The sequence below is a fragment of the Curtobacterium sp. MCBA15_005 genome (assembly GCF_001864855.1).
GTDB classification, from domain to species: domain Bacteria; phylum Actinomycetota; class Actinomycetes; order Actinomycetales; family Microbacteriaceae; genus Curtobacterium; species Curtobacterium flaccumfaciens.
In genome coordinates this window covers 364,529-388,779 of the sequence record NZ_MJGL01000003.1, presented here as the reverse complement: position 1 = coordinate 388,779, position 24,251 = coordinate 364,529, and the positions used below count along the sequence as shown (strand labels likewise).

The following is a 24,251-nucleotide window of genomic DNA, read 5'->3' as shown; positions in this document are numbered from 1 at the left end:
GTAGGCGTCAGCACTGGGAACCGGTTACGTTGAACCAGTGCGAGTCGATCTGCTGACCAGGGAGTATCCGCCGGAGGTCTACGGCGGAGCGGGTGTCCACGTGTCCGAACTCACCGCCGCGTTGCGGTCGGGGACGGACACGGAAGTCCGTGTCCGGGCCTTCGGGGCCTTCCGTGACGAACCCGACGTGTGGGGCTACCGGACCCCGGACGGCCTCGGCCAGGCGAACGGCGCGCTGCAGGCCCTCGGCACCGACGTGGCCATCGCGGCCGACGTCGAGGGTGCCGACCTCGTGCACTCGCACACCTGGTACGCGAACTCCGCAGGCCGGATCGCGCAGCTGACCTACGGCATCCCCCACATCGTGACCGCCCACAGCCTCGAGCCGCTCCGCCCGTGGAAGGCCGAGCAGCTCGGCGGCGGCTACCGCCTGTCCAGCTGGATGGAGCGCGAGGCGTTCGAACACGCCGACGGCGTCATCGCGGTCTCGAAGGCCATGCGTGCGGACATCCTGCGCTCGTACCCGTCGATCGACCCGGCGAAGGTCCACGTCGTCTACAACGGCATCGACATCGACGCGTGGAAGCCGACCGTCGACGAGGACGCCGTGCGCGCCCTCGGCATCGACCCGACGCGCCCGAGCGTCGTGTTCGTCGGACGCATCACCCGGCAGAAGGGCCTGCCGTACCTGCTCCGTGCCGTGGCGTCGCTGCCGTCGGACGTGCAGATCGTGCTGTGCGCCGGCGCGCCGGACACCCCCGAGATCCTGGCCGAGGTCACCGAGCTCGTCGACGGGCTCCGGGCCGACCGCGAGGGCGTCGTCTGGATCGACCGGATGCTCGCGCACCAGGAGATCGTGAACGTGCTGTCCTCGGGCACCGTGTTCGTGTGCCCGTCGGTCTACGAGCCGCTCGGCATCGTGAACCTCGAGGCGATGGCGTGCGGCATCCCGGTCGTCGGCACCGGCACCGGCGGCATCCCCGAGGTCGTCGCCGACGGGCTCACCGGCCGCATCGTCCCGATCGACCAGGTGCAGGACGGCACCGGCACCCCGACCGACCCCGACCGCTTCGTGGCCGACCTCGCCGCGACCCTCACCGAGGTGCTCGCCGACGAGGGGCTGGCGAAGCTCATGGGACGCGCCGGACGGCTCCGTGTCGAGACCGAGTTCACCTGGGACGCGATCGCCACCAGGACACGGCAGGTCTACGACCAGGTGCTCGGCCAGAACCCGTAGGCTGGTCGCATGCCCTCGGTCGTGCGCTTGTCAGACGTCTCCGTGGTCCGCAACGGGGCCACCATCCTCGACGCGATCTCGTGGGAGGTGCAGGACGACGAACGCTGGGTCGTGCTCGGCGCGAACGGTGCCGGCAAGACCACGCTGCTGCAGGTCGCCGGTGCCCAGACGTTCCCGACCTCGGGCGACGTCGAGGTGCTCGGGACCGAGCTCGGCGGCGCCGACCTGTTCGAGCTGCGCCCGCGCATCGGCTTCGCGTCGACCGCGCTGGCACGTCGCATCCCGGTGACCGAGAAGGTCATCGACGTCGTGCTCACCGCGGCGTACTCGGTGACGGGTCGCTGGAACGAGGAGTACGAGGAGCTCGACGTCCGCCGTGCGCAGCGTGTGCTCGAGGAGTGGGGCCTGGGGTCCTTCACCGACCGCACGTTCGGCGACCTCAGCGACGGCGAGCAGAAGCGGGTGCAGATCGCCCGTGCCGTGATGACCGACCCGGAGATCCTGTTCCTCGACGAACCGGCCGCGTCGCTCGACCTCGGCGCCCGCGAGAGCCTCGTCCGCACCCTCGGCGGCTACGCCCAGAGTGCGGACTCGCCGGCCATCGTCATCGTGACCCACCACGTCGAGGAGATCCCGGCCGGGTTCACCCACGCGCTCGTCCTCGCCGACGGCCACGTACAGGCCGCCGGCCCCATCGACGAGGTCCTGACGGACCAGACCCTGACCGAGGCGTTCGGCATCGACCTCTCGGTCACCAAGGACGCCGGTCGCTACACGGCACGCGCCGCGTAGCGCTGCGATCCCGCCGTCTCTCTGGTATCGTGGACGGCTGGCGCAAGCCGACGACTTCCCGCGCAGTTCGCGCAATCCCATCACCGCTATCGAGGAATCTCCATGAAGACCGACACCCACCCCGAGTACCGCGCCATCGTCTTCCGCGACCTGGCCTCCGGTGAGACGTTCCTGACGCGTTCGACCGCGAACAGCGACAAGACCATCGAGCTCGACGGTGCGACCTACCCGGTCATCGACGTCGAGATCTCGTCCGCTTCGCACCCGTTCTACACGGGCAAGCAGCGCATCCTCGACTCGGCCGGTCGCGTCGAGAAGTTCAACCAGCGCTTCAAGGGCTTCAGCAAGTAAGCAGCCCCCACGCCACGCCCACGGGCGGTCCTCCTCCGGGAGGGCCGCCCGTTCGCGTTGTGCGGTCGTGGGCCCTGGACGCAAGACACCGGTGTTCGCGCGTCACGCCGCGTTCTGCGGGTGTTCGGCGCGCGAACACCGGTGTCTTGCGGGGGGCTGTGCGGGGTCAGGCGCCGTTGCGGTGCGGCCAGCGGCCGTCGGCGGTGAAGTTCGGGTCGCGCTTCTTGCGCATGTAGTCCTGGAACGACGTGGCCTGCTCGGCACACCAGCCGACCTGCTTTCGGTGGAGTTCCTCGGCGGAGATGCCGAGCTCGTCCGGGTACTTGCCCGCGATGGCCTGGGCGACACGCCCGGCAGCGATCGCGTCGGCTCCGGCGTCGTGGGCGTCGTCGAGCGTGACGCCGTAGAGCTCGGAGGCGGCTTCGAGCGTGCGCTTGCCCTTGCGGAAGGTGTCGAGCGCCTTGTCGATCACCAGCGGGTCGACGACGTTGCCGATGACGGGGGAGGCGAACCCGTGCCGCTTCGCCTCGCGGTCGAGGACGGTGAGATCGTACGGGGCGTTGTAGATCACCAGGGGGATGCCCCGGGCGAACACGGCCTCGATCGCGGCGATGATCTCGGCCACGACCTCGGCCGCGGGACGCCCCTCGGCCTGGGCACGCTCGGTGGTGTACCCGTGCACGGCGGCGGCGCCCTCGGGGATCGGCACGCCGGGGTCGGCGATCCACGCACCCTCGACGATGGAGGCTCCGGTCATGTCGATGAGGCCGACGTGGGCGGTGACGATGCGGGCCGTCTCGACGTCGACCCCGGTGGTCTCGAGGTCGAAGACGCCCAGCGCGTGCCACCAGGGGCGACCCGTGAGGTCCTGGGACGGAGCGGGCGCGTCGAGCTGTGCTGTGGGGAACGTCACGCGGTCAGGCTAACGGGACGCACCGACACCCCCGACTACCGGGTCGGCGCGCCGACGTGCAGCCAGTAGAACGACTGCGTACCCATGGTCAGCGTCACGTTGCCGTCCTCGTCGAAGGACGGGAACGAACCGCCGCCGAACAGGTCGTAGAGCGGACGCCCCGCGAACTCCGGAGCGGACACCGTGACCGAGGTCGGGTTCGTCGCGAACGAGAACACGCAGAGGACGTCCTCGGCGGACGGGCCGAACTGCTGGCCGGAGCCCTCCCACGAGCGGACGAAGGCGAGGACCGAGTCGTTCGAGGTCTCCTGCACGTGCAGGGACCCGAGGCCGAACACCGGGTGGGCCTTGCGCGTGTGGATGACGTTCCGGACCCAGTGCAGCAGCGAGCGCGACTGGGCGAGCTGCGCCTCGACGTTGACCTGCGCGTAGTTGTACACGAGCGACTGGACGACGGGCAGGTAGAGCTTGCCCGGGTCGGCGGTGGAGAAGCCGGCGTTGCGGTCCGGCGTCCACTGCATCGGCGTGCGCGAGGAGTCGCGGTCCGGCAGCCAGATGTTGTCGCCCATCCCGATCTCGTCGCCGTAGTACAGGAACGGCGATCCGGGCAGGGAGAACAGCAGCGCGTGGATGAGCTCGAGCTCGGCGCGGGAGTTGTCGAGCAGGGGAGCGAGGCGTCGGCGGATCCCGATGTTCGAGCGCATCCGCGGGTCGTAGCCGTACCAGCCGTACATCGCCTGCCGGTACTCCTCGCTCACCATCTCGAGCGTGAGCTCGTCGTGGTTGCGGAGGAAGACACCCCACGCCGCGCTGGCCGGCACGTCGAGGGTCTCGGACAGGATCGCCTTGAGCTCGGCGGCGTGCTGGGCACGGAGCGAGTAGAAGATGCGCGGCATCACCGGGAAGTCGAACGCCATGTGGCACTCGGGCTCCTCGTCGGTCCCGAAGAACGCCGCCGTCTCGCGCGGCCACTGGTTGGCCTCGGCCAGGAGCACACGGCCGGGGTACTCGTCGTCGACCATCGCGCGAAGCTTCTTGATGAACTCGTGGGTCTCCGGCTCGCCCTCGCCGTTGCCCTCCTCGGACTCGAACAGGTAGGGGATCGCGTCGAGCCGGAGCCCGTCGACGCCCATGTCGAGCCAGTGCCGGACGACGTCGTAGATCGCCTCGATGACCGCGGGGTTCTCGAAGTTCAGGTCGGGCTGGTGCGAGAAGAAGCGGTGGAAGAAGAACTGGCGTCGGACCGGGTCGAAGGTCCAGTTGGACTCCTCGGTGTCGACGAAGATGATGCGGATGTTCGAGTAGTCCTCGTCGGTGTCCCGCCAGACGTAGAAGTCGCCGTAAGGGCCGTCCGGGTCCTCCCGGGACTGCTGGAACCACTCGTGCTGGTCGCTGGTGTGGTTGATCACCATGTCGATCACGATGCGCATGTTCCGCTCGTGCGACTTCGTGACGAGCTCGCGGAAGTCGTCGAGCGTGCCGAACTCCGGCAGGATCGCCCGGTAGTCGGCGATGTCGTACCCGCCGTCGCGCATCGGCGACTGGAAGAACGGCGGCAGCCACAGGGCGTCCACGCCGAGCCACTGCAGGTAGTCGAGCTTGCCGATCACGCCCTGGATGTCGCCGATGCCGTCTCCGTTGGAGTCGACGAACGACCGGATCATGCACTCGTAGAAGACCGAGCGCTTGTACCACTGCGGGTCGAGCGTCAGGCCGGGCAGCTGGATCGGGGCTGTGAAGGTCACCGTGCTCCTCGTCGTCATCGACGGACCGGTCGACGGCCCGCCCCGGACACGATAGGCGCGAGATGCTGCGGGTGTCCGGGGTTTCGTGCGGTTCGCTCCCTAGACTGGCGCGGATGCAACCGCCCGTGCTCTCCCCGTACCAGTCGTTGATGGCCGCCACCCCGGTCGTGCACCGGGCCGTCCAGGTCGACGGCCGGACCACGCACTACTGGGTCTACGGGCCCGAGGACTCGGATCGCACCGTGCTCGCCGTGCACGGGTTCCGCGGGGACCACCACGGCCTCGAGACCATCGCCGCGCACCTGCAGGGTGTGCGGGTGATCGTGCCCGACCTGCCCGGCTTCGGCGTGTCCGATCCGCTGCCGGTGTCGGACGTCGACGCGTACGTGGCCTGGTTGACCGGGTTCCACGCCGCGCTCGGGCTCGGCCGCGACACCGTGGTGCTCGGGCACTCGTTCGGGTCGATCGTGGTGTCGGCCACCGTCGCCGCCGGGCTCGACACCCGACTGCTCGTCCTCGTCAACCCCATCGCCGCCCCGGCCCTGCAGGGACCGCGTGCCGTGGGGACCGCGATCGCGATCGGGTACTACCGCGCCGGCGCGGTGCTGCCGAAGCCGATCGGGCTCGGGATCCTGCGGAACGGCGCGATCGTCCGGGCGATGAGCATCGCGATGCTGAAGTCCCACGACCCCGCCGTCCGCCGGTGGGTGCACGACCAGCACGACCGGTACTTCTCGGCCTTCGCGAACCGCACGAGCGTGCTCGAAGCGTTCCGCACCTCGGTCACCCACGACGTCTCCGAGTACGCGGACCGGATCGAGGTGCCCGTGCTGCTCGTCGCGGCCGAGCACGACGACATCACCGCCGTCCCCGAACAGCGCGCACTCGCCGAGCGCCTGCGTGACGCCGAGCTCGTCGTGATCCCGGGTGTCGGCCACCTGGTGCACTACGAGACGCCGGCTCCTGCCGCGGCGGCGGTGCTCCGCCGGATGGCGGACACGACCCGACGTACCGGGCGCCAGGGACGCCCTGGGCGCGGCGCGGCCACGACGGACAGCCGACCGTCGGGGGCGGGGCGGGCCTCCCGGACGGCGGACGCGTCGTGACGCGCCTGCGCATCGGCATCGACTGCCGGTACGTGCGGATCGGTCGGCACGACGGCATCAGCCGGTTCACCGCCGGGGTCGTCGCGCACCTGCCGGACCGGCACGAGTACGTGCTGCTCGTCAGTGACGAGCGCCAGCTCGAGTCGCTGCCGAGCGACCTGCCGTGGGAGCTGCTGCCCGCACCGACGGACGCGGGGGAGCCGCTCGTCGCCCGGCGCGTCAACCGGCTCGGGCTCGACGCGGTGTTCTCGCCGATGCAGACGATGGGTTCGCGGGGCCGTCGGTACGCGCTCGTCCTGACGCTGCACGACCTGATCTACTACCGCAACCGCACGCCCCCGCGGGAGTTCTCGTGGCCGCTGCGGCTCGGCTGGCGGGCGTTCCACCTGTCCTGGGCACCGCAGCGGTTCCTGCTGAACGGCGCCGACGGGGTGGTGACGGTGTCGGAGACGACCGCCGGGCTGATCGCCGAGCACCGGCTGACGAAGCGACCCGTGACGGTCGCCTACAACGCGGCCGACCCGGCGACACCGCGGTCGGCCGGAGCGCCACGTCGACGCTCGCTCGTCTACATGGGCTCGTTCATGCCGTACAAGAACGTCGAGACCCTGGCGGCGGCGCTGCCGCTCCTGGGGGCGGACTGGACGCTGCACTGCATGTCGCGGGTGTCCGACGCCGACCGGGCACGGCTCGAGGGGCTCGCGCCCGCTGGGGCGATCGTGTTCCACGACGGCGCCACCGACGAGGAGTACCTGTCCGTGCTCCGTTCGGCCACGGCGCTGGCGACCGCGTCGTACGACGAGGGGTTCGGCATCCCGCTCGTCGAGGCGATGGGCGTCGGGACCCCGGTCGTCGTCAGCGACATCCCCATCTTCCGGGAGATCGGCGGCTCCGCTGCGGAGTACTTCGATCCGGCGTCGCCGTCCGCCGTCGCCGCGGCCGTCCGGCGGGTCGAGGAACGGTGGGACGAGGCCTCGCGGCAGTCGATCGAGCGTGCCGGCCGGTTCCGGTGGCAGGACTCGGCGGAGCAGGTCGTCCGAGCCGTCGAGCGGGCCGTGGGGGACCGGCGGGGCTGAGGGATGGCGCTGGCGCTGGCGCTGGTGCTGGTGCTGGTGCGGTCTCGCGGTTGGTGACGATGCGGAACGACGATGTCGATGTCGTACGACGTCGACGGTGTCGTTCCACGTCGTCCGCCCCGCCCCGCGACCACCGCCGATCACTTCGCCGCGATGACCTGCACGTCCGCCCCGGGGAACACTTTCTGCGTCTCCTGGGTCGCCCGCGCCACGATCGGCGGCACCGCGGCACCCCGACCCGGGGTCCGGACGACGACGGACTGGTCGCCTGCGGTGTCGGACGGGTCACCACCACGCTCCCACGAGCAGCGGACCTCGGTGACACCGCCGATGTGGTCGAGCGTGTCCGCCAGCGCCAGGCGCTTCGCCGCGACCTCGCCGGCACCGGTGACGCCGATCTCCAGGTTGCCGAGGTCGGCGATCACGACGACCCGGACGCCGTTGCCGCCCGACTCGTCGGCAGCCCGACTGATGGCGGCCACCAGGTCACCCCGCGCCGCGCTGTCGAGCGTGGGGTCTGCGCGGACGGTGGCGACGGCGTCGTAGCTGGCGAACGCGGTCTTCGACGGGGTGTGGTGCCGAACGTCGGTGACGCCGGGCAGGGCACTCACCCGCTCGTCGAACCGGTCGAGCGCGACGTCCGGCCGCGGGAAGACCCCACCGATGCCGTTCTGGACACTCCCGATGATCGAGCCGAGCACCACGGCGATGACCACGGCGACCGCCAGGACACTGCCGCCGATGATGAACCAGGTGCGCGCCCGCGTGCGGGTCGGGACGCTCGCCGTCTCGGGACCGAACACCCGGTCGAGGTCGTCGCCCTGTTGGTCGAGGGCATGCTGGCCGTGTCGGCTGGTCCCGTCGTCGGACATGTGGCTCCCCTCACCCCGGTGTGCGGGTGCGTCGGAGCCTAGTCCCCGGTCAGCCCCGGCGTTCCAAGGGGTTCTGGTACTCGAACGCCGACCCACCGGTGGCGTCGGACACGTCGTCGATCGGGTCGTCGAACCGGACGAGTTCGGCGTGGAAGCGTTCGGGGTCCCACCGGAACGAGTGGATGGACCCGTTCCGGATCGGGGTGTGGCGGCGGTCGGCGGTGCCGGGGGCTGCGGCGTTCACGACGCTGCGGATCACCGCCCCGTGGGTCGCGACCACGACGACGCCGGCGTCGAACCGGACCGCGATCTCGCCGAGGGTCTCGGTGACGCGGGCGAGCAGCGCGGAGCGGGACTCCCGGCCGGGGATGTCGTCGTGCGGGTACCGTGCCGACACCTCGTCGTCGGTCAGGCCCTCGGCTTCTCCGTAGGAGCGCTCGGCCAGGCCCGGGTACGTCGTCGGTGCGTCGAGGCTCAGGCGGTCGGCGATGATCGCGCCCGTCTCGGCCGCGCGCGACAGCGGGGACGCGACGACGGCGTCGAACGGCCTGCGGGTCAGGAGCTCGGCGGCCTCGGCGGCCTGCCGTCGTCCGGTGTCGTTGAGCGGGATGTCGGTGGAGCCCTGGATGCGGCGTTGCGCGTTCCAGTCGGTCTCGCCGTGCCGGACGAGGTACAGGAGGGTCGTCACCCGTCGATCTTCGCAGACGCGCCCGGCGCGCCCGTCCTGCGACCGCGCAGGCCCGTCCGGCGACGCCGCCCGCGCTAGTCGGTCGAAGCCGCTGCGCTGAGCCGCTCCGCCAGGTGCACGAGCGTCTCGGTGGTGCCGGCGTCGAGCTTCACCGCCGCACGGCGGTCACTGCGGGTCTCGCCGCGGTTCACGATGACCACCGGGTTCTTGCGGCGCGCAGCGTGGTCGACCAGCCGCACGCCCGAGTTCACGGTGAGTGAGGAACCGACGACGAGCAGCGCGTCGGCGTCGGCGACGATCGACACGGCCTCGCGGAACTTCTCGGCCGGCACGAACTCGCCGAAGAAGACGACGTCGGGCTTCAGGTCGCCGCCGCACACGGAGCACGCGGGGACGACGAACCGCTCGACGTCGGTGATCTCGACGTCACCGTCCGGCTGCAGCTGCACGGACCCGGGCTCGTCGATCCAGGGGTTCGCCCGGTCGATGGTGGCGGCGAGGTCGGAGCGGGAGAACACCTGGCCGCACCGCAGGCACACGGCGCGGTCCATCGAGCCGTGGATCTCGACGACGCGGCGGGACCCGGCGCGCAGGTGCAGGCCGTCGACGTTCTGCGTGATGACCCCGGCGACGATCCCGGCGTCCTCGAGTGCGGCGAGCGCACGGTGCCCGTCGTTCGGCACGGCGGCCGCGAAGCTCCGCCAGCCCAGGTGCGATCCGGCCCAGTAGCGCTGGCGCTTCGCGGGGTCGGCCAGGAACTCCTGGAACGTCATCGGCTTGCGCACCACCCGCCCGGCGCCGCGGTAGTCGGGGATGCCGGAGTCGGTGCTCAGACCGGCACCGGAGAGCACGGCGATGCGCTTGCCGCCGAGCACCTCGACGACGCGGTCCAGGTCGTCGGCGGTCACCGACCCGGCGGCCGCCCCGGTGGTCGGTCCGGTGGTCGGTCCGGTCGTCGACGCAGCATCATCCAGCACCCTGTTCACGGTACCCTCAACACCCGACCGTCCCGGTCGCTTCCCAGGCGGATCGGACCGTCGGCGGACCCGCGCCAGCGCCGCCACACCGGACCCACGCCGGGCCCCACACCACCCACACCCCCCGCACCACACCGAAACGAGACCCGTGCACCCCGTCCGCATCGACTCCCTCGACGATCCCCGTCTCGACGACTTCGCCCGGCTCACCGACGTTGCGCTCCGCCGGGTCTCGGAGCCCGCGGGCGGCCTGTACATCGCCGAGTCGAACACGGTCATCGAGCGCGCGGTCCGCGCGGGTCACGTGCCGCGGAGCATCCTGGTGCAGGAGAAGTGGCTCGACAGCGTCCTGCCCCTGGTCGCGGAGCACGACGGCCCCGTGTTCGTCGGTGCCGACGCCCTGCTCGAGGAGCTCACCGGCTTCCGCATGCACCGCGGTGCGATCGCCGCGATGCAGCGCCCCGAGCTGCCGAGCGTCGCCGACGTGGTGCGGGACGCGAAGGTCGTCGTCGTGCTCGAGGACATCGTCGACCACACGAACGTCGGCGCGGTGTTCCGCAGCGTCGCCGGCCTGGGCGCCGACGCGGTGCTCGTCAGCCCGCGGTGCGCCGACCCGCTGTACCGCCGGAGTGTCCGCGTGAGCATGGGCACGGTGCTGCAGGTGCCGTGGACCCGCATCGGCGACTGGCCCGCAGCGGGCGAGGAACTCCGCGCGCAGGGCTTCCACCTGGCCGCGATGGCACTGACCGACGAGTCCGTCGACCTCGACGCCTTCGTGGCGGACCTGCCCGACCGGGTCGCGCTCGTGATGGGCACCGAGGGGCAGGGGCTGACGCCGGCCGCGATCGCGTCGGCCGACACGACCGTCCGGATCCCGATGGCGCACGGCGTCGATTCGCTCAACGTGGCCGCGGCGAGCGCCGTCGGTCTGTGGGCGGTCACCCACGCCCGGCGGCTCGCCTCCTAGCGCACCACCGAGACGGTCGGGAGGCCCGGGGCGGCCTGGTCTGGCAGCATGCCCCCGGCGCGGATCACCAGGGCACGGTCGGTGGCCGGCCCACCGACCAGGCAGACGCCGACGGGCGCGCCGTCCACGGTCAGCGCCGGTGCGCTCACCGCGGGCAGCCCACCGACGCTCGCGAGCGCGGTCATCGCCGTGGTGGCGGTCCGGGTGCGCTCGAGCGCCGCGGCGTCCGCGTGGAGCAGGGGCGCGGGTCCGGGGACGGTCGGGAACAGCAGGGTCCGACCGTCCAGGGCACGGCGGATCGTCGCACGGACCTCGTCGAGACGTGCCACGGCCTCCGCGGTGGCTTCGGGGTCGTTCGCCCGTGCCACGCGGAACCGGTCACCGACGACGGTGCTCAGGGCGCCGGGGTGCGCGTCGATCCAGGGGCCGTGGACGGCGAGGGCCTCGGCGGCCTGGACGAGGCGCATCTGCTCCTGCATCACTGCGGGATCCGGGATGCCGAGGTCGCGCAGTCGGACGGTCGCGACGGGTTCGTCGAGCGCTTCGACGAAGGCGGCGAAGGCCCGGGCGACGGCCGGTTCGACGAGTGCGACGAGTTCCTCCGGCACGACGAGCACGGTCGCATCGAGCGGCCCGCCGGGCGCCGACGGTGGCGGGACGGTGGCGTCGAGTGCGGCGAGCAGCACCACGGGGCTCCGCGTGAGCCACCCGACGGTGTCGAACGACGGCGCGAGCGGGAGCAGCCCGTCGCGGGACACCGTGCCGTGGGTCGTCCGGAGTCCCCAGAGCCCCTGGTACGAGGCGGGGACCCGGACCGATCCCGCGGTGTCCGTGCCGATCCCGATCTCGGCCGTGCCGAGGCCGACGGCCGATGCGGATCCGCTGGACGAGCCTCCAGGCAGTCGGGTGGGAGCCGCACTGTTCGGCGGCGTGCCGTGGTGCGCGTTCCGGCCCGTCAGGTTGTACGCGAACTCGTCGGTGCGCGCGATCCCGCGGATCGAGGCACCGGCGGCGAGGAGCGCGGCGACCGCTGCGGCGGGCGCGGTCTCGATCGGTGCTTCGCGCAGGTACGTCGGGTTGCCCGCGCCGACCGGCTGGCCGGGGACGGCGTAGAGGTCCTTGACGGCGACGGTCAGGCCGTCGAGCGATCCGGAGGCGGTGGGGGCGACGAGCGGGTCGCCGACGGCCCGCCAGACGGTGGTGTCGACGGCCTTGGGGCGGCCGGTGACGTGGGCCGCTTCGATGCGCCAGCCGGTGCCCCCGTCGCGGCGCCAGAGCTGGGTCTGGAGGCCCTGCCCGCCCGCGGCGAACCGGGACACCGACACGACGAGGGCGCGGTCCTCGGTCAGGGGGCGGACCTCGACGTGCGTCAGCGACCGGGTGGCGACCCCACCCCGCGCCCCGCGGAACGCGCTGATCGCGTCGTGCCCGACGAGCAGGCCACGGTCGTCGCCGCGCATCGTGCCGGGGGAGTCGACGAAGGCGGCGTCGAGGGCGTCGAGGTCGTTCGCCAGCAGGGCGGTCTCGTAGGCATCGAGCGCCTCGAGCAGTCCGTCGGGTGCCGTCGACGTGGGGGGCGTGGTCATCGGACGGGCTCCTCGAAGTCGGCCTTGCGGATGCGGGCGTGGACACCGGTGACCAGGTCCACCACCTGCGAGATGTTGAAGTCGGTCGCTGCGGACAGGTACGCGTACGCCAGGTGGCGTTCCATGCCCCAGCGCGCGCCGAGGATCGCGACGGCGTGCCGGACGCACTGCCGGACGGCCTCGTCGAGGTCGGGGTCCATGCCGGTGGGCACGAGGAACTCCTGCGTCTCGGCGACGGGCCAGACCAGGTCCCCGAAGCGCGCGGTCGCCTCGGCGGCCGGGGTCAGGTCGAAGCGGATCGTGGCGCGGAGCGAGGCCTCCATGGCGGTGAGCGCCACCTCGCCGTCGCCCTGGGCGAAGTGCGGGTCACCGACGTGGGCGAGCGCGCCGGGGACGAGCACCGGCAGGTGCAGCTGCGAGCCGGCCTGCAGCAGGTTGACGTCGATGTTGCCGCCGTGGCGACCGGGCGGGACGGAGTGCAGCCGCTCCCCGGGGGTGGCGACGCCCATGATCCCGAGGAACGGGGCGAGGGGGAAGTGCGCGAAGCGGTCGCGGGCGGCGGTGAGCGGGATGCGGCCCCGCCGGCCCAGGTCGGTGTCCACGACGTCGGCGAAGACGCTCACCGTCGTGCCGTCGACCGGGAACTCACCGTGCAGGGCACCGCGGCCGTGCCGGTTCGACACGACGCCGTAGTGCACCCGGGGCAGGGTCTCCAGGACCGTCATCGTCAGCACGTCCCCGGGACGGGCACCGCGCACCGCGATCGGCCCGGACACCACGTGTGGACCGTCCACCGCGGGGTCGCGGTGGCCGGAGCGGGCGATCGCGACGGCGTCGGCGAGGACGTGCTCCGGTGCGACGCCGTGGTCGCCGAACCAGGCAACGGGGTCGCTGCCCTGGTCGGGGAGGATCCCCTCGTGGCTGACCGTGTCGATGGTGACCGACTCACCCGGGGCGATGGTCAGGGCCGGGGTGTCACCCTCGCCCGGCAGGCGACCCCACAGGACGGCCTCAGGGTCGACCGGCAGGAAGTGGTCGCCGCGGACGGGTCCGGCGCCGGGCTGCAGTGTCGCCACCGCCGGGGCGGTGGTCTCGTGTGCGGTGGTCATCGGTCCGTCCTCCGTTCGACCAGGTGGGCCACGTCGGCGAGGTGGTCGGCCATCGCCCGCGTCGCGCCCTCGACGTCGTGCTCCCGGATCCGCCCGAGGATCCGCTCGTGCCACTCGAACGACGACCGGCGCCCCTCGCTGGTGCTGTGCGAGCGAGCACGCACGTCCTGCACCCAACCGCTGCTGAGCTCGCACAACGACACGAGCAGGGGGTTGCCCGAGGTGCGGGCGACCTGCACGTGGAAGGCGACGTCCTGGGCCAGCGACTCCTCCGGGCTCAGACCAGCGTGCGTCGCGGCGAGGATGCGTTCCAGGGTCAGCAGGTCGGCCTCGCCAGCCCGCGCCGCCGCGAGTCCGGCGACCTGCGGCTCGACGACGGTCCGGAACTCGGCGACGTGCTCGGCCCGGTGGTCCAGGTCGTCGCGGTGGTGGTCGAGCAGGGCGGACGCCTCCTCCGGTCGCGGCAGCACGACGGTGCCACGGCCGGGGGTCCGGGAGACCAGACGACGGCGCTCGAGTTCCTGCAGCGCCTCCCGGATGGTCGTGCGGGACACGGCGAGGTCCTCGGCGAGGGTGCGTTCCGGCGGCAGCTTGTCGCCGGGCTGCAGGTCGTCGAGCACGAGCGTGCCGAGGTGGGCGGCGGTCGCCGCGCTCAGGGTCCGTCCACGGTGCATGCCCTCGACCGTAGGGCCGGTTGGTCTGCTTGGTTCATTGGTACGACCATCTTTTACACGGCCGTCACACGCGGCGTCGGAACCCGAAACACGGCGGGCGAATGGTGGAGCACGTCCCACCCGCACCGACCGGAAGAGGGTTCGACGTGGACCTGGTCCTCACCAACGCACGGCTGACCGACGGCCGATCCGTCGACGTCGCGATCGCCGACGGCGTGATCGACAGCGTGACCGACGCGCTGCCCGGTCCGGGCTCGGCGCACGGCACCGACACCGGTGCTGCTCCCACCCGCGTGGTCGACTGCGCCGGGCGCGTGGTCATCCCCGGGCTCATCGAGGCACACCTGCACGTCGACAAGGCCCTGCTCGACCGGGAACGCCCGAACCCCGACGGCACCCTCGCCGGCGCCATCGCCGTCACGGGGGAGCTCAAGCGCGGCTTCACCCACGCCACCGTCCGCGACCGCGCCCGCACCCTGCTCGACCAGGCCATCACGAACGGCACGACGCTCGTCCGCGCACACCCCGACGTCGACCCGATCGTCGGGCTCACCGGCGTCGAGGTGCTGCTCGACCTGCGCGACGAGTACCGGGACGCCCTCGACCTGCAGATCGTCGCGTTCCCCCAGGAGGGCATCGCCAAGGCACCGGGCACCCTCGCGCTGCTCCGTCAGGCGCTCGCCGCGGGGGCGGACGTCATCGGGGGATGCACCTACAACGAGCACACCCTGGCCGCCTGCCACGAACACGTCGAGACGGTCCTGGACCTCGCCGAGGAGTTCGGGGTGCCGGCCGACCTGCACGCCGACTTCGCCGACGACACCTCCGACCCGCGGTACGCCCTCGCCGGGCACATCGCCGACCGCGTGACCGTCCGCGGGCTGCAGGGACGGGTGGCGCTCGGCCACGTGACCTCGGTCGCGAGCCTGCCCCGCGGCGAGCGCCGGGTACTGTTCGACCGCCTCGCTGCCGCCGGGGTCGCCGTCGTGCCGCTGCCCGCGACCGACCTGCACCTGGGGGGACGGTCCGACGACCACGACGTGCGGCGCGGGGTCGTGCCGGTCCGCGAACTCTGGGACGCCGGGGTCACGAGCGCCTACGCGTCGAACAACGTCCGGAACGCCTTCACCCCGTTCGGCAACGCCGACCTGCTCGACGTCGGGCTGCTCCTTGCGCAGACCGGGCACCTGTCCGGCCCCGACGACCTGCGACGGGTGCTCGCCATGGCCACCACCGGGGCGGCCGAGGTCGTCGGCGTCGCGGACACCCACGGCATCCGGCCCGGCGCCGCCGCCGACCTCGTCGTGCTCTCCACCACCGACCCGGACGGCGTCCTGCTCGACCGGCCGGACCGCGCCCTCGTCCTCAAGCGCGGTCGGGTCGTCGCCGAGACCACCCGGACCGTCCGTCTCACCACCAGCCCCACCACGAACCGATCGAAGGAACTCAGCCATGCGTGAACGGATCCCGCACGAGATCGTCGCCTCCGTCCTGGCCGGTGCCACGGCGTTCATCGGCGGCAACGCCCTGCACCTGCCGACCTGGGCGATCTTCATCAGCTGGGCGGGGATGTTCCTGCTCGGCGGCAAGCCGACGCTGCGGAACGCCACCCGCCTGTGGGCCGCGATGCCGATCGGGTCGGCGTTCGGCCTGGTCATCGTCCTGCTCGACCAGCGGTTCGGCACCCTGTTCGGCGAGGGGCAGGCGGCGCAGAACACCGTGCTGGCGCTGCTCATCCTCGTCGTGAACTGCGCCCTGATGTACACGGGTCGCACGAAGCTGTTCGGGCTCGTCCCGGGGATGTTCCTCGGGTTCGCCTCGTTCTTCGCGACGTGCTTCGGCGGCTTCGGCTTCGACCCGGGGAACGCCTGGGCAGCCTGGGCGTCGGTCGTGCTGATGAACGCGCTCGGTCCGGTGTTCGCGTACCTGTCCCGCCGCCTGACCTTCGCCCGGCCCGAGCCGGCCGGCACCGTCGTCGAGGCCGACCCCGTCGTCGCGGCCGGCGGCGCAGTGGCCACGGCCACGGCCCAGGCCCCGGCTCCGGAACGCCAGCCCGACCAGCCCGTCGCAGCCTCGGCCTAGGAGCGGACCGGTACGCTCGGGTCCCGTGTCACCAGTCGTCCGCCGCCCCCGCTCCGCCGTCCGGAGGCCGGTCACGATCTCGGTGGTCGCCGTCCTGCTCCTCGTCGCCGGCTACCTCGTCGCTGCGGCGGTCGTGCCGTTCGCCCCCGCGAGCGCGAGCACCACCACCTACTCGGCACCCACGACGAGCGTGCCGGACCTGCGGTTCCCCGGCTACGGTGCCACGGCGGTCGAGGCGACCGACTTCCCGGAGAGCCTCCGCACCAGCGGCGACACGAAGCCCCGGCCGATCGCGAGCATCTCGAAGATCGTCACCGCTCTCGTCGTCCTCGACGCGAAGCCCCTCGAGCGGGGCGAGCCGGGGCCCTCGATCGCCTTCAACCCGGAGATGCAGGGGTTGTACGCCAAGTACGCGGCGGTGAACGGCGAGGTCGCGCCGATGCCAGCCGGACTGAAGCTGTCCGAGTACCAGACCCTGCAGGTCATGCTGATGAAGTCGGCGAACAACTACGCAGGGGCCCTCGCCATCTGGGCATTCGGGTCGCTGGAGGCGTACGACCGTGCCGCGGACGCGTGGCTCGACCGGCAGGGCCTCGACGACACCACGATCGAGGAGCCGACCGGCCTCGACGCGGACAACCGGTCCACCGCGACCGACCTGGTGGCGCTCGGTCAGCTCGCGCTCGCGAACCCGGTCGTGCAGCAGGTCGTCGGGACGAAGCAGGTGACCGTGCCCGGTGCGGGGCAGATCGAGAACTCGAACAAGCTCCTCGGCCTCGACGGCATCGAGGGGATCAAGACCGGCACCCTCGACGAGGCCGGCGCCTGTCTGCTGTTCGCGGCGACGTACGAGCGCGGTGGCAGGGACGTCACCGTCGTCGGCGTGATGCTCGGCGGTGTCGACCACGACTCCCTCGACGTCGACGTGCAGCGGTTGCTGCGGTCCGTGGCGGACAACTTCCAGGTCGTGACCCTCACCCACCAGGGGCAGACCTTCGGCACGTTCTCGACCCCGTGGCAGGACGAGGCCGACGCGGTCACGACCAAGGCGGCCGAGGTGCTCGTGTGGGGCAAGACCACCGTCACCGCGAAGGCGAAGCTGCAGCAGGTGACCTTCGGCACGAAGGGCGAACGGGTCGGGCAGGTCCGGTTCCGCATCTCCGACCACGACCCGGTCACGGTGCCGCTCGCGCTCGAGCGCACGATCGACGACCCCGGCGTCTGGTGGCGCTGGACGAACCCGTTCCAGGGGGCGTGACGCCCGTCGTCCGCCGACCGTAGAGTCGGTCGGGTGACGACGATGACGACGTTCCCCCGGACCACCCCCGCCGCCCTCGGCATCGATCCCGGCGGCGTGACCGCCCTGCTCGACGCCCTCGAGTCCACGCCCGACGTGGAGCCGCACAGCATCATGCTGCTCCGGCACGGCCAGGTGGCGGCCGAGGGCTGGTGGCAGCCCTACGCCGCCGACCGCGTGCACCTGCTCTACTCGTTGAGCAAGAGCTTCACCGCCGCGGGGGTCGGCATCGCCGTCCGGGCGGGCCTGATCGACCTCGACGCGACCGTGCTGTCGTACTTCCCGGAGCTCGACGCCGACGTCACGGACGAACGCAGCCGCCGCATCCGCGTCCGGCACCTGCTCGCGATGGCGAGCGGCCACCGCGAGGAGACGATCGACCGCGCCCGGGCCCTCGACCCGACGAACACCGTGCGCGGGTTCCTGCTGCTCCCGCCGGACGCGGAGCCCGGCACGGTCTTCGCCTACAACCAGCCGTGCACCTACACCCTCGCCGAGATCGTCCGGCGGGTGACCGGCGGTTCCCTCGTCGCGTGGCTCCGCCCGCACCTGCTCGACCCGCTCGGCATCGACGACCTCGCCTGGCGCCGCGACGACAGCGGTGCGGAACTCGGGTACAGCGGGTGCTACGCCCCGACCGACGCGGTCGCCAAGCTCGGCCAGCTGTACCTGCAGGGCGGCGTCTGGGACGGCGAGCGGATCCTCGACGCCGACTGGGTCGAGCAGGCGACCAGCACGCAGGTCGCCAACCCGGACGAGGCCAACCCCGACTGGTCCCAGGGCTACGGCTTCCAGTTCTGGATGGCCCGTCACGGCTTCCGCGGCGACGGCGCCTACGGTCAGTTCTGCGTCGTCCTGCCGGAGCAGGACGTCGTGCTCGCGATGACCGGCCAGAGCCTCGACATGCAGGCCGTCCTCGACGCGGTCTGGGAGCACCTGCTGCCCGCCGTCGACCGCACGCCCGACGCGGCCTCGGCATCCGCCCTGGAGGCCCGGCTCGCCTCCCTGGGACTGCCCGCCGTGGACGGTGGTCCGCTGCAGGGCCTCGCCGACGTCGGTCCGCTGGCCCGCGACGGCGACGGGTGGCGGCTCACGCTCGACGTCGACGGCGGCTCCCTGTCGGTGCCGGTCGGGCAGGGGGAGTGGGCCGCCGAGGGCCCGCTCGCCGCGAGCGGTGCCGTGGCGGACGACGGGACGGTCCTGGTCGACGTGCGGTTCGTCGAGACCCCGCACCTGGCGCACGTCCGGATCGACCCCGGCACGGGATCGACGACGAGCTGGCAGACCGAGCCGCTGCACGACGGACCGCTCACGCTGCGGCGCCCCGCGGACTGAGGGCCCGCGGCCCGGCCCGCGTCTACGGGGTGTCGGAGGGGTGCTCGGTGACGATCTGCAGCTCGGGTCGCTTCGCCGACACCCCGTCGCCGGACGAGGTGTGCTTGATGCGCCGGACCACCCACGGCACCAGGTACTCCCGGGCCCAGCCGAGGTCCTCGGCACGGGCCTCGCGCCACGGCCGCGCCTCGAGCGGGTCCGGGTTGAACGGTTCGAGCCCGTGCGGCACACCGAGGGTGTCGAGCACCGCCGCGGCGATCGTCGAGTGGCCCATCGGGGAGTGGTGCAGACGGTCCGGAGCCCACATCCGCGGGTCCCGGAGCACCCGGAGTGCCCACATGTTCGCCACCAGGGCGCCGTGCTTCAGGGCGATGGCGTGCAGGTTCTCGTTGTAGATCGCCGTCTTGCCGCGGACCATGCCGAGCACCGGGGTCATCCCGACGTCCGGGCCGGTGAACAGCACGACGGTGGCTCCGTCGCGGCGCAGGTCGGCGACGAGGCGGTCCACGCGCTCGGCGAGCTCGTCCGGGTCCGAGCCGGGGCGGATGATGTCGTTGCCGCCGGCGGACACCGTGATGAGGTCCGGGTGCAGGGCGACGGCGGCCTCGGCCTGCTCGTCGATGATCTGCTGCAGCAGCCGGCCGCGGATCGCGAGGTTCGCGTAGGCGAAGTCGTCGGTCTGGTGTGCGAGCACCTCGGCGACGCGGTCCGCCCAGCCGCGGTTGCCGCCCGGGACGGTGGGGTCGGGATCCCCGATCCCCTCGGTGAACGAGTCACCGATCGCGACGTACCTGGTCCAAGGATGACGATCTGACACGTTCCGGACCCTAGTCTCGTGGCATGACGAAGGCCAACACGGACGCCGTCGGCTGGTCGGTGCCGGACGAGCTGCTCGACCGCATCGCCGAGCGCGCCCCCGGCTACGACGCCGCGAACGCGTTCTGCACCGAGGACCTCGACGAGCTCCGCGCCGCCGGCTACCTGCGGATCGGCGTGCCCGTCGAGCAGGGCGGGGCGGGCCTCGGCCTCCGTGGCACCGCGCGGGTGCAGCGCGCCCTCGCCCAGGCCGCGCCGGCGACGGCACTCGGCCTCGGCATGCACCAGGTGTGGGTGCAGGCGGCCCGCGCCGTGCGTGCACGAGGCGAGTCGTTCCTCCAGGCCGTCACCGACCACGCTGCCGACGACCACCTGCTCGCCTTCGGGGTGAGCGAACCCGGCAACGACGCCGTGCTGTTCGACTCGTCGACGACGGCGGAGCCGGACGGCGACGGCGGGTACCGGTTCACCGGCACGAAGGTGTCCACGTCCCTCGCACCGGCGTGGGACGTGATGAGCGTCTTCGGCAAGGACACCTCGGGGCCGGAGCCACGGCTCGTGCACGGGTTCGTCCTGCGGTCGGACGGCGACGTCGAGCACCTGGACGACTGGGACACGCTCGGGATGCGGGCGACGCAGAGCCGCACCACGAAACTGCACGGCGTGCACGTCCCCGCCGACCGCATCGTCCGGTCGCTGCCGGTCGGGCCGAACCAGGACCCGCTCGTGTTCGGGATCTTCGCGTCGTTCGAGCTCCTCATCGCGTCGGTGTACGCCGGCGTCGCGGAGCGGGCGATCACGCTCGCGACGGCCGCCGTGGCGGTGCGCACCGCGGCCGACGGCACCAGGCGGTCGCAGGACCCCGACGTGCGCCGGGCGATCGCCGACCTGCGCGGTGCGGTCGACGCGATCACGCTGCAGGTCGACTCGCTGGCGCGGTCGGTCGACGAGCTCGACGACCTCGGAGCCCGCTGGTTCCCGCTGCTCGTCGGCACCAAGGCGCGAGCCGTGGACACCGCGCAGCACGTCGTGGACGAGGCCATGCGCGTCGTCGGCGGCTCGGCGTTCCGGTCGTCGAGCGAGCTGGCGCGACTGGCGCGTGACGTCCGGGCGGGGCAGTACCACCCGTCGTCGCGGGACTCCGCGGCGCGGACGATCGCCGCGTCGGTGCTCGGCCCGCTCGACTGAGCGCTGCGCGCGCACCGTGCGAGGCGCTGCGCTCCGGGGCACTCCGGGGCGCTCAGGTGCGAGGTTCGGCACGTGGTGGCACCCGCGCCCCCTCGCACCACGTCCGGAACCTCGCACCGTCCGATCGCGATCGGCCCCGGGCACGGCGATGTCGGCGGCGCCTGGCATCATCTCGGTGTGAGCAAGCAGGACGGACGGAACCGCCTCGTCTCCGACGCACCGGTGGACGACGTCTCGGCGACCGTGCTGCACGTCGACATGGACGCCTTCTTCGCCTCCGTCGAACTGCTCGACCGCCCCGACCTCGTGGGCCTGCCGGTCATCGTCGGGCACGACTCCGACCGCTCCGTCGTCACCGCCGCCACCTACGAAGCCCGTCGCTACGGCGTCAACTCGGCGATGCCGATGGCCGTCGCCAAGCGCCGCTGCCCGAACGCCGTCATCGTCGAACCGCACTTCGAGAAGTACCGGGCGCAGTCCGCCGCGGTGATGGCGATCTTCGACCGGTTCACCCCGCGGGTCGAGCGCCTCGGCATCGACGAGGCGTTCCTCGACGTCGCCGGCGGCCTCCGGCTGTACGGCACCCCGTGGCAGATCGGCCAGGCCATCCGCCGCACGGTCCTCGCCGAGACCGGTCTGCACTGCTCCGTCGGCGCGGCGTCGACCAAGTTCGTCGCGAAGCTCGCCTCCAGCCGGTCGAAGCCCGACGGCCTGCTCGTGGTCCCCGCCGCCGACACCGTGGCGTTCCTGCACCCGCAGCCGGTGTCCGCGCTCTGGGGCGTCGGCGGCAAGACGCAGGAGACGCTCGAACGCCGGGGCATCCGCACGGTCGGCGACCTGGCGAACACCCCGCTCGGGTCGCTGGTGTCGGCACTCGGCCCGGCCGGCGGGCAGCGGCTGCACGACCTGTCCTGGGGTCGGGACCCCCGCGTGGTCGACACCGGCGTCGGCGAGAAGTCGATCGGGCACGAGGTCACGTTCGGCCGCGACCTGACCGAGCGCGACGACGTCGCCCGCGAACTCCTGCGCCTGGCCGACAAGGTCGCCGTCCGCCTGCGCCAGGCCGACGTGCAGGCCCGGACCGTGGCACTCAAGGTCCGCTACACCGACTTCACCACCCTGACCCGGTCGCGCACCCTGGCGGAGCCCACCGACGTCGCGAAGCGCCTGCACCGCGAAGCCGTCGAGCTGTACGACGTGCTGCACCGACCGGGCAACCAGATCCGGCTGATCGGGGTGCGCGGCGAGAACCTCGTGCCCGCGGCCGCCAGCAACGCCCTGTGGGACGACGACGCGCCGTGGCGTGACACCGAGACCACGGTCGACGCGGTCGCCGCACGCTTCGGCGCCGGCGTGCTGCGACCGGCATCCCTGGTCCGCCGGACCCCTGACGGCGGCGTCCCGCACGCTCGGCAGGACTGACGGTGGCGGTAGAATCGGGTTCAGTGAGCGCAGCGGAGTACGAAGACCAGCAGCCCGCCACGCTGTGGGCGGAGTCGGGTGACGACCAGTCCGGCGCAGGCGGATCGTCGTCGACGCACGACGGCAGCCCGGCACATCAAACCCAGGCGTACCAGAGCCCGGCACACCAGACGGCGCAGGCGCAGGGTGACGCCGCCCGTGACGAAGCCGACGCCGCAGCCCTGGCCGAAGCGGCCGGCAACTCGGCCGTCCAGCACCTGTCGCCGGCGTTCCCGGACCGGGCCGCCTGGGGCACGGCGTCGAAGCTCCGTGCCTGGCAGATCGAAGCGCTCACGAAGTACTTCGAGAAGGAACCCCGCGACTTCCTCACGGCCGCGACCCCCGGCGCCGGCAAGACCACCTTCGCGCTGCGGCTGGCGACCGAGCTCCTCGCACGCGGCACCGTCGACCGCATCGTCGTCGTGGCCCCGACCGAGCACCTGAAGCGCCAGTGGGCCGACTCCGCCGACCGTGTGGGCATCCGGATCGACCCGATGTTCAAGAACGGCGACGGCATGTTCGGCCGGCACTACCAGGGCGTCGCGATCACGTACGCCCAGGTCGGCATGAACCCCGAGGTGCACAAGCGCATCACCGAGGGCGGCCGCACCCTGGTCGTCCTCGACGAGGTCCACCACGGTGGCGACGCCCTGACGTGGGGCGACGGCATCAGAGAGGCGTTCTCCGGCGCGACCCGCCGACTCTCGCTGTCGGGGACCCCGTTCCGGTCCGACACCGCACCGATCCCGTTCGTGCAGTACGCCCCCGACGAGCAGGGCATCCGCACCTCGATCTCCGACTACAACTACGGCTACGGCCGAGCCCTGAAGGACGGCGTCGTCCGCCCCGTGCTGTTCATGGCCTACGCCGGACAGATGCGCTGGAAGACCCGGATGGGCGACGAGATGTCGGCCTCCCTGGGTGAGCAGGTCACGAAGGACATCACGGCCCAGGCCTGGCGCACCGCGCTGTCACCCGAGGGCGAGTGGATGCCGGCCGTGCTCTCCGCCGCCGACAAGCGCCTGACCGAGGTCCGTCGTGGTGTGCCCGACGCCGGCGGTCTGGTCATCGCCACCGACACCACCACGGCGCGCGCCTACGCCCGGATCCTGCAGCAGATCACGGGGGAGCGTCCCACCGTGGTGCTGTCCGACGAGGCCGCCGGGTCGAGCCGCATCAGCGCGTTCGCCGAGGACACCTCGCGCTGGATGGTGGCCGTCCGCATGGTCTCCGAAGGCGTCGACGTCCCACGGCTCTGCGTCGGCGTGTACGCCACGAGCGCGAGCACGCCGCTGTTCTTCGCCCAGGTGATCGGCCGCTTCGTGCGTGCCCGTCGCCGCGGGGAGACCGCGAGTGTCTTCCTGCCGAGCGTCCCCGGCCTGATGGCCCTCGCCGCCACCCTCGAGCTCGAGCGCGACCACGCCCTCGACCGCCCGAAGGACGCCGACGACGGCATGTACAACCCCGAAGACGCAATGGTCGCCGAGGCCAACAAGGAAGACCGCGCGTCCGAGAGCCTGCTCGAGGTCCAGCCGTTCGAGGCGCTCGACTCGCAGGCGTCGTTCGACCGCGTCCTCTACGACGGCGGTGAGTTCGGCACCGGCGGCGAGGTCGGTTCCCTCGAGGAGCTCGACTTCATCGGCATCCCCGGGCTGCTCGAACCCGATCAGGTGCGCGACCTCCTGCGCGCCCGGCAGGCCACCCAGGCCAAGCGCTCCAAGGGCCGCACGGCCAAGGACGGCATGCCGAAGGCGCCCGAGCCCGACCGCCCGATGTACATGACGATCAAGGAGCAGCGCACCGAGCTCGCCCGGCTCGTGTCGATCTGGTCCCGGCACTCGAACGAACCGCACGGTGCGATCCACGCCGAACTCCGGCGGATCAGCGGTGGTCCGGCCGTGGCGCAGGCGAGCATCGAGCAGATCCAGAAGCGCATCGACATCCTGCGCTCCCGCATCGGCGGACGACGGTGACCGCGG

At 72.3% G+C, this 24,251-nt stretch carries 22 protein-coding genes; 13 read left to right on the top strand and 9 right to left on the bottom strand.

Annotated elements, in window-relative coordinates; all coding sequences use genetic code 11:
* Positions 1-37 precede the first annotated feature (37 nt).
* The 3 genes from glgA to BIU89_RS03050 all read left to right on the top strand — a co-directional run bounded on the left by glgA (position 38) and on the right by BIU89_RS03050 (position 2,380).
* Entirely contained in the window at positions 38-1,237 is a 1,200-nt protein-coding gene (gene glgA / locus BIU89_RS03060) for a glycogen synthase (RefSeq protein WP_027465670.1), read from the top strand.
* Between the two features lie 9 nt (positions 1,238-1,246).
* Positions 1,247-2,029 (top strand): ABC transporter ATP-binding protein, encoded by a 783-nt coding sequence (locus tag BIU89_RS03055; RefSeq protein ID WP_017887279.1) that lies wholly within the window; start codon positions 1,247-1,249, stop codon positions 2,027-2,029.
* 102 nt (positions 2,030-2,131) lie between these two features.
* Complete coding sequence (locus BIU89_RS03050; RefSeq protein ID WP_017887280.1) at positions 2,132-2,380, top strand: type B 50S ribosomal protein L31; 249 nt, start codon at positions 2,132-2,134, stop codon at positions 2,378-2,380.
* A 166-nt stretch (positions 2,381-2,546) separates the two neighbouring features.
* On the opposite strand, the gene BIU89_RS03045 is transcribed toward BIU89_RS03050, so the two are convergent.
* Together BIU89_RS03045 and treS are read right to left on the bottom strand one after the other, a co-directional pair.
* Entirely contained in the window at positions 2,547-3,293 is a 747-nt protein-coding gene (locus BIU89_RS03045; protein WP_027465668.1) for a 3'-5' exonuclease, read from the bottom strand.
* A gap of 35 nt (positions 3,294-3,328) precedes the next feature.
* Entirely contained in the window at positions 3,329-5,038 is a 1,710-nt protein-coding gene (treS, locus tag BIU89_RS03040) for a maltose alpha-D-glucosyltransferase (RefSeq protein WP_027465667.1), read from the bottom strand.
* Positions 5,039-5,151: 113 nt separating this feature from the next.
* Here treS and BIU89_RS03035 point away from each other — a divergent pair, with 113 nt between their 5' ends.
* Both BIU89_RS03035 and BIU89_RS03030 read left to right on the top strand, forming a co-directional pair.
* Complete coding sequence (locus tag BIU89_RS03035) at positions 5,152-6,144, top strand: alpha/beta fold hydrolase (RefSeq protein ID WP_232750104.1); 993 nt, start codon at positions 5,152-5,154, stop codon at positions 6,142-6,144.
* A 5-nt stretch (positions 6,145-6,149) separates the two neighbouring features.
* Positions 6,150-7,220, top strand: a complete 1,071-nt coding sequence (locus BIU89_RS03030) for a glycosyltransferase family 4 protein (RefSeq protein WP_071244909.1) — start codon at positions 6,150-6,152, stop codon at positions 7,218-7,220.
* 140 nt (positions 7,221-7,360) lie between these two features.
* Here BIU89_RS03030 and BIU89_RS03025 read toward each other — a convergent pair whose 3' ends face one another.
* From BIU89_RS03025 to BIU89_RS03015, 3 genes are all read right to left on the bottom strand, one after another.
* On the bottom strand, positions 7,361-8,092 hold the full coding sequence (locus BIU89_RS03025; RefSeq protein WP_071244724.1) for a hypothetical protein: 732 nt from the start codon (positions 8,090-8,092) through the stop codon (positions 7,361-7,363).
* Positions 8,093-8,141: 49 nt separating this feature from the next.
* Positions 8,142-8,780, bottom strand: coding sequence for a histidine phosphatase family protein (locus BIU89_RS03020; RefSeq protein ID WP_071244723.1), 639 nt, complete (start codon positions 8,778-8,780; stop codon positions 8,142-8,144).
* Between the two features lie 74 nt (positions 8,781-8,854).
* The gene (locus BIU89_RS03015; RefSeq protein WP_027465663.1) at positions 8,855-9,688 is read right to left on the bottom strand and encodes a Sir2 family NAD-dependent protein deacetylase; all 834 of its coding nucleotides are present in this window, start codon (positions 9,686-9,688) and stop codon (positions 8,855-8,857) included.
* 217 nt (positions 9,689-9,905) lie between these two features.
* Here BIU89_RS03015 and BIU89_RS03010 point away from each other — a divergent pair, with 217 nt between their 5' ends.
* Positions 9,906-10,724 (top strand): TrmH family RNA methyltransferase, encoded by an 819-nt coding sequence (locus BIU89_RS03010; RefSeq protein WP_071244722.1) that lies wholly within the window; start codon positions 9,906-9,908, stop codon positions 10,722-10,724.
* On the opposite strand, the gene BIU89_RS03005 is transcribed toward BIU89_RS03010, so the two are convergent.
* The 3 genes from BIU89_RS03005 to BIU89_RS02995 are packed head-to-tail and all read right to left on the bottom strand — an operon-like array spanning position 10,721 to position 14,093.
* On the bottom strand, positions 10,721-12,310 hold the full coding sequence (locus BIU89_RS03005) for an AtzH-like domain-containing protein (RefSeq protein WP_071244721.1): 1,590 nt from the start codon (positions 12,308-12,310) through the stop codon (positions 10,721-10,723). The two genes, BIU89_RS03010 and BIU89_RS03005, sit on opposite strands and share 4 nt — an antisense overlap.
* Positions 12,307-13,419, bottom strand: coding sequence for an acetamidase/formamidase family protein (locus BIU89_RS03000; protein ID WP_071244720.1), 1,113 nt, complete (start codon positions 13,417-13,419; stop codon positions 12,307-12,309). The genes BIU89_RS03005 and BIU89_RS03000 overlap by 4 nt, the downstream gene beginning before the upstream one ends.
* Entirely contained in the window at positions 13,416-14,093 is a 678-nt protein-coding gene (locus BIU89_RS02995; RefSeq protein ID WP_071244719.1) for a FadR/GntR family transcriptional regulator, read from the bottom strand. Before BIU89_RS02995 ends, BIU89_RS03000 begins: the two co-directional genes overlap by 4 nt.
* Before the next feature lie 146 nt (positions 14,094-14,239).
* Between BIU89_RS02995 and BIU89_RS02990 the strand changes: the two genes are divergently transcribed.
* Genes BIU89_RS02990 through BIU89_RS02975 form a run of 4 tightly spaced genes read left to right on the top strand, consistent with a single transcriptional unit; the run spans position 14,240 to position 18,807 of the window.
* A complete protein-coding gene (locus BIU89_RS02990; RefSeq protein WP_071244718.1) occupies positions 14,240-15,553 on the top strand; it encodes an amidohydrolase family protein in 1,314 nt (437 codons plus the stop codon).
* Positions 15,546-16,175 (top strand): DUF1097 domain-containing protein, encoded by a 630-nt coding sequence (locus BIU89_RS02985; protein ID WP_071244717.1) that lies wholly within the window; start codon positions 15,546-15,548, stop codon positions 16,173-16,175. Before BIU89_RS02990 ends, BIU89_RS02985 begins: the two co-directional genes overlap by 8 nt.
* Before the next feature lie 25 nt (positions 16,176-16,200).
* The gene (locus tag BIU89_RS02980) at positions 16,201-17,433 is read left to right on the top strand and encodes a D-alanyl-D-alanine carboxypeptidase family protein (RefSeq protein WP_081827297.1); all 1,233 of its coding nucleotides are present in this window, start codon (positions 16,201-16,203) and stop codon (positions 17,431-17,433) included.
* Positions 17,434-17,475: 42 nt separating this feature from the next.
* Complete coding sequence (locus BIU89_RS02975) at positions 17,476-18,807, top strand: serine hydrolase domain-containing protein (RefSeq protein WP_071244908.1); 1,332 nt, start codon at positions 17,476-17,478, stop codon at positions 18,805-18,807.
* Positions 18,808-18,829: 22 nt separating this feature from the next.
* On the opposite strand, the gene BIU89_RS02970 is transcribed toward BIU89_RS02975, so the two are convergent.
* Entirely contained in the window at positions 18,830-19,624 is a 795-nt protein-coding gene (locus BIU89_RS02970; protein WP_071244716.1) for an SGNH/GDSL hydrolase family protein, read from the bottom strand.
* 23 nt (positions 19,625-19,647) lie between these two features.
* On the opposite strand from BIU89_RS02970, the gene BIU89_RS02965 reads away from it, so the two are divergent.
* The 3 genes from BIU89_RS02965 to BIU89_RS02955 all read left to right on the top strand — a co-directional run bounded on the left by BIU89_RS02965 (position 19,648) and on the right by BIU89_RS02955 (position 24,245).
* Positions 19,648-20,811, top strand: coding sequence for an acyl-CoA dehydrogenase family protein (locus tag BIU89_RS02965; protein WP_071244715.1), 1,164 nt, complete (start codon positions 19,648-19,650; stop codon positions 20,809-20,811).
* Between the two features lie 177 nt (positions 20,812-20,988).
* On the top strand, positions 20,989-22,233 hold the full coding sequence (gene dinB / locus BIU89_RS02960; RefSeq protein WP_071244907.1) for a DNA polymerase IV: 1,245 nt from the start codon (positions 20,989-20,991) through the stop codon (positions 22,231-22,233).
* Between the two features lie 221 nt (positions 22,234-22,454).
* Complete coding sequence (locus BIU89_RS02955) at positions 22,455-24,245, top strand: DEAD/DEAH box helicase (RefSeq protein WP_027465652.1); 1,791 nt, start codon at positions 22,455-22,457, stop codon at positions 24,243-24,245.
* Positions 24,246-24,251 lie beyond the last annotated feature (6 nt).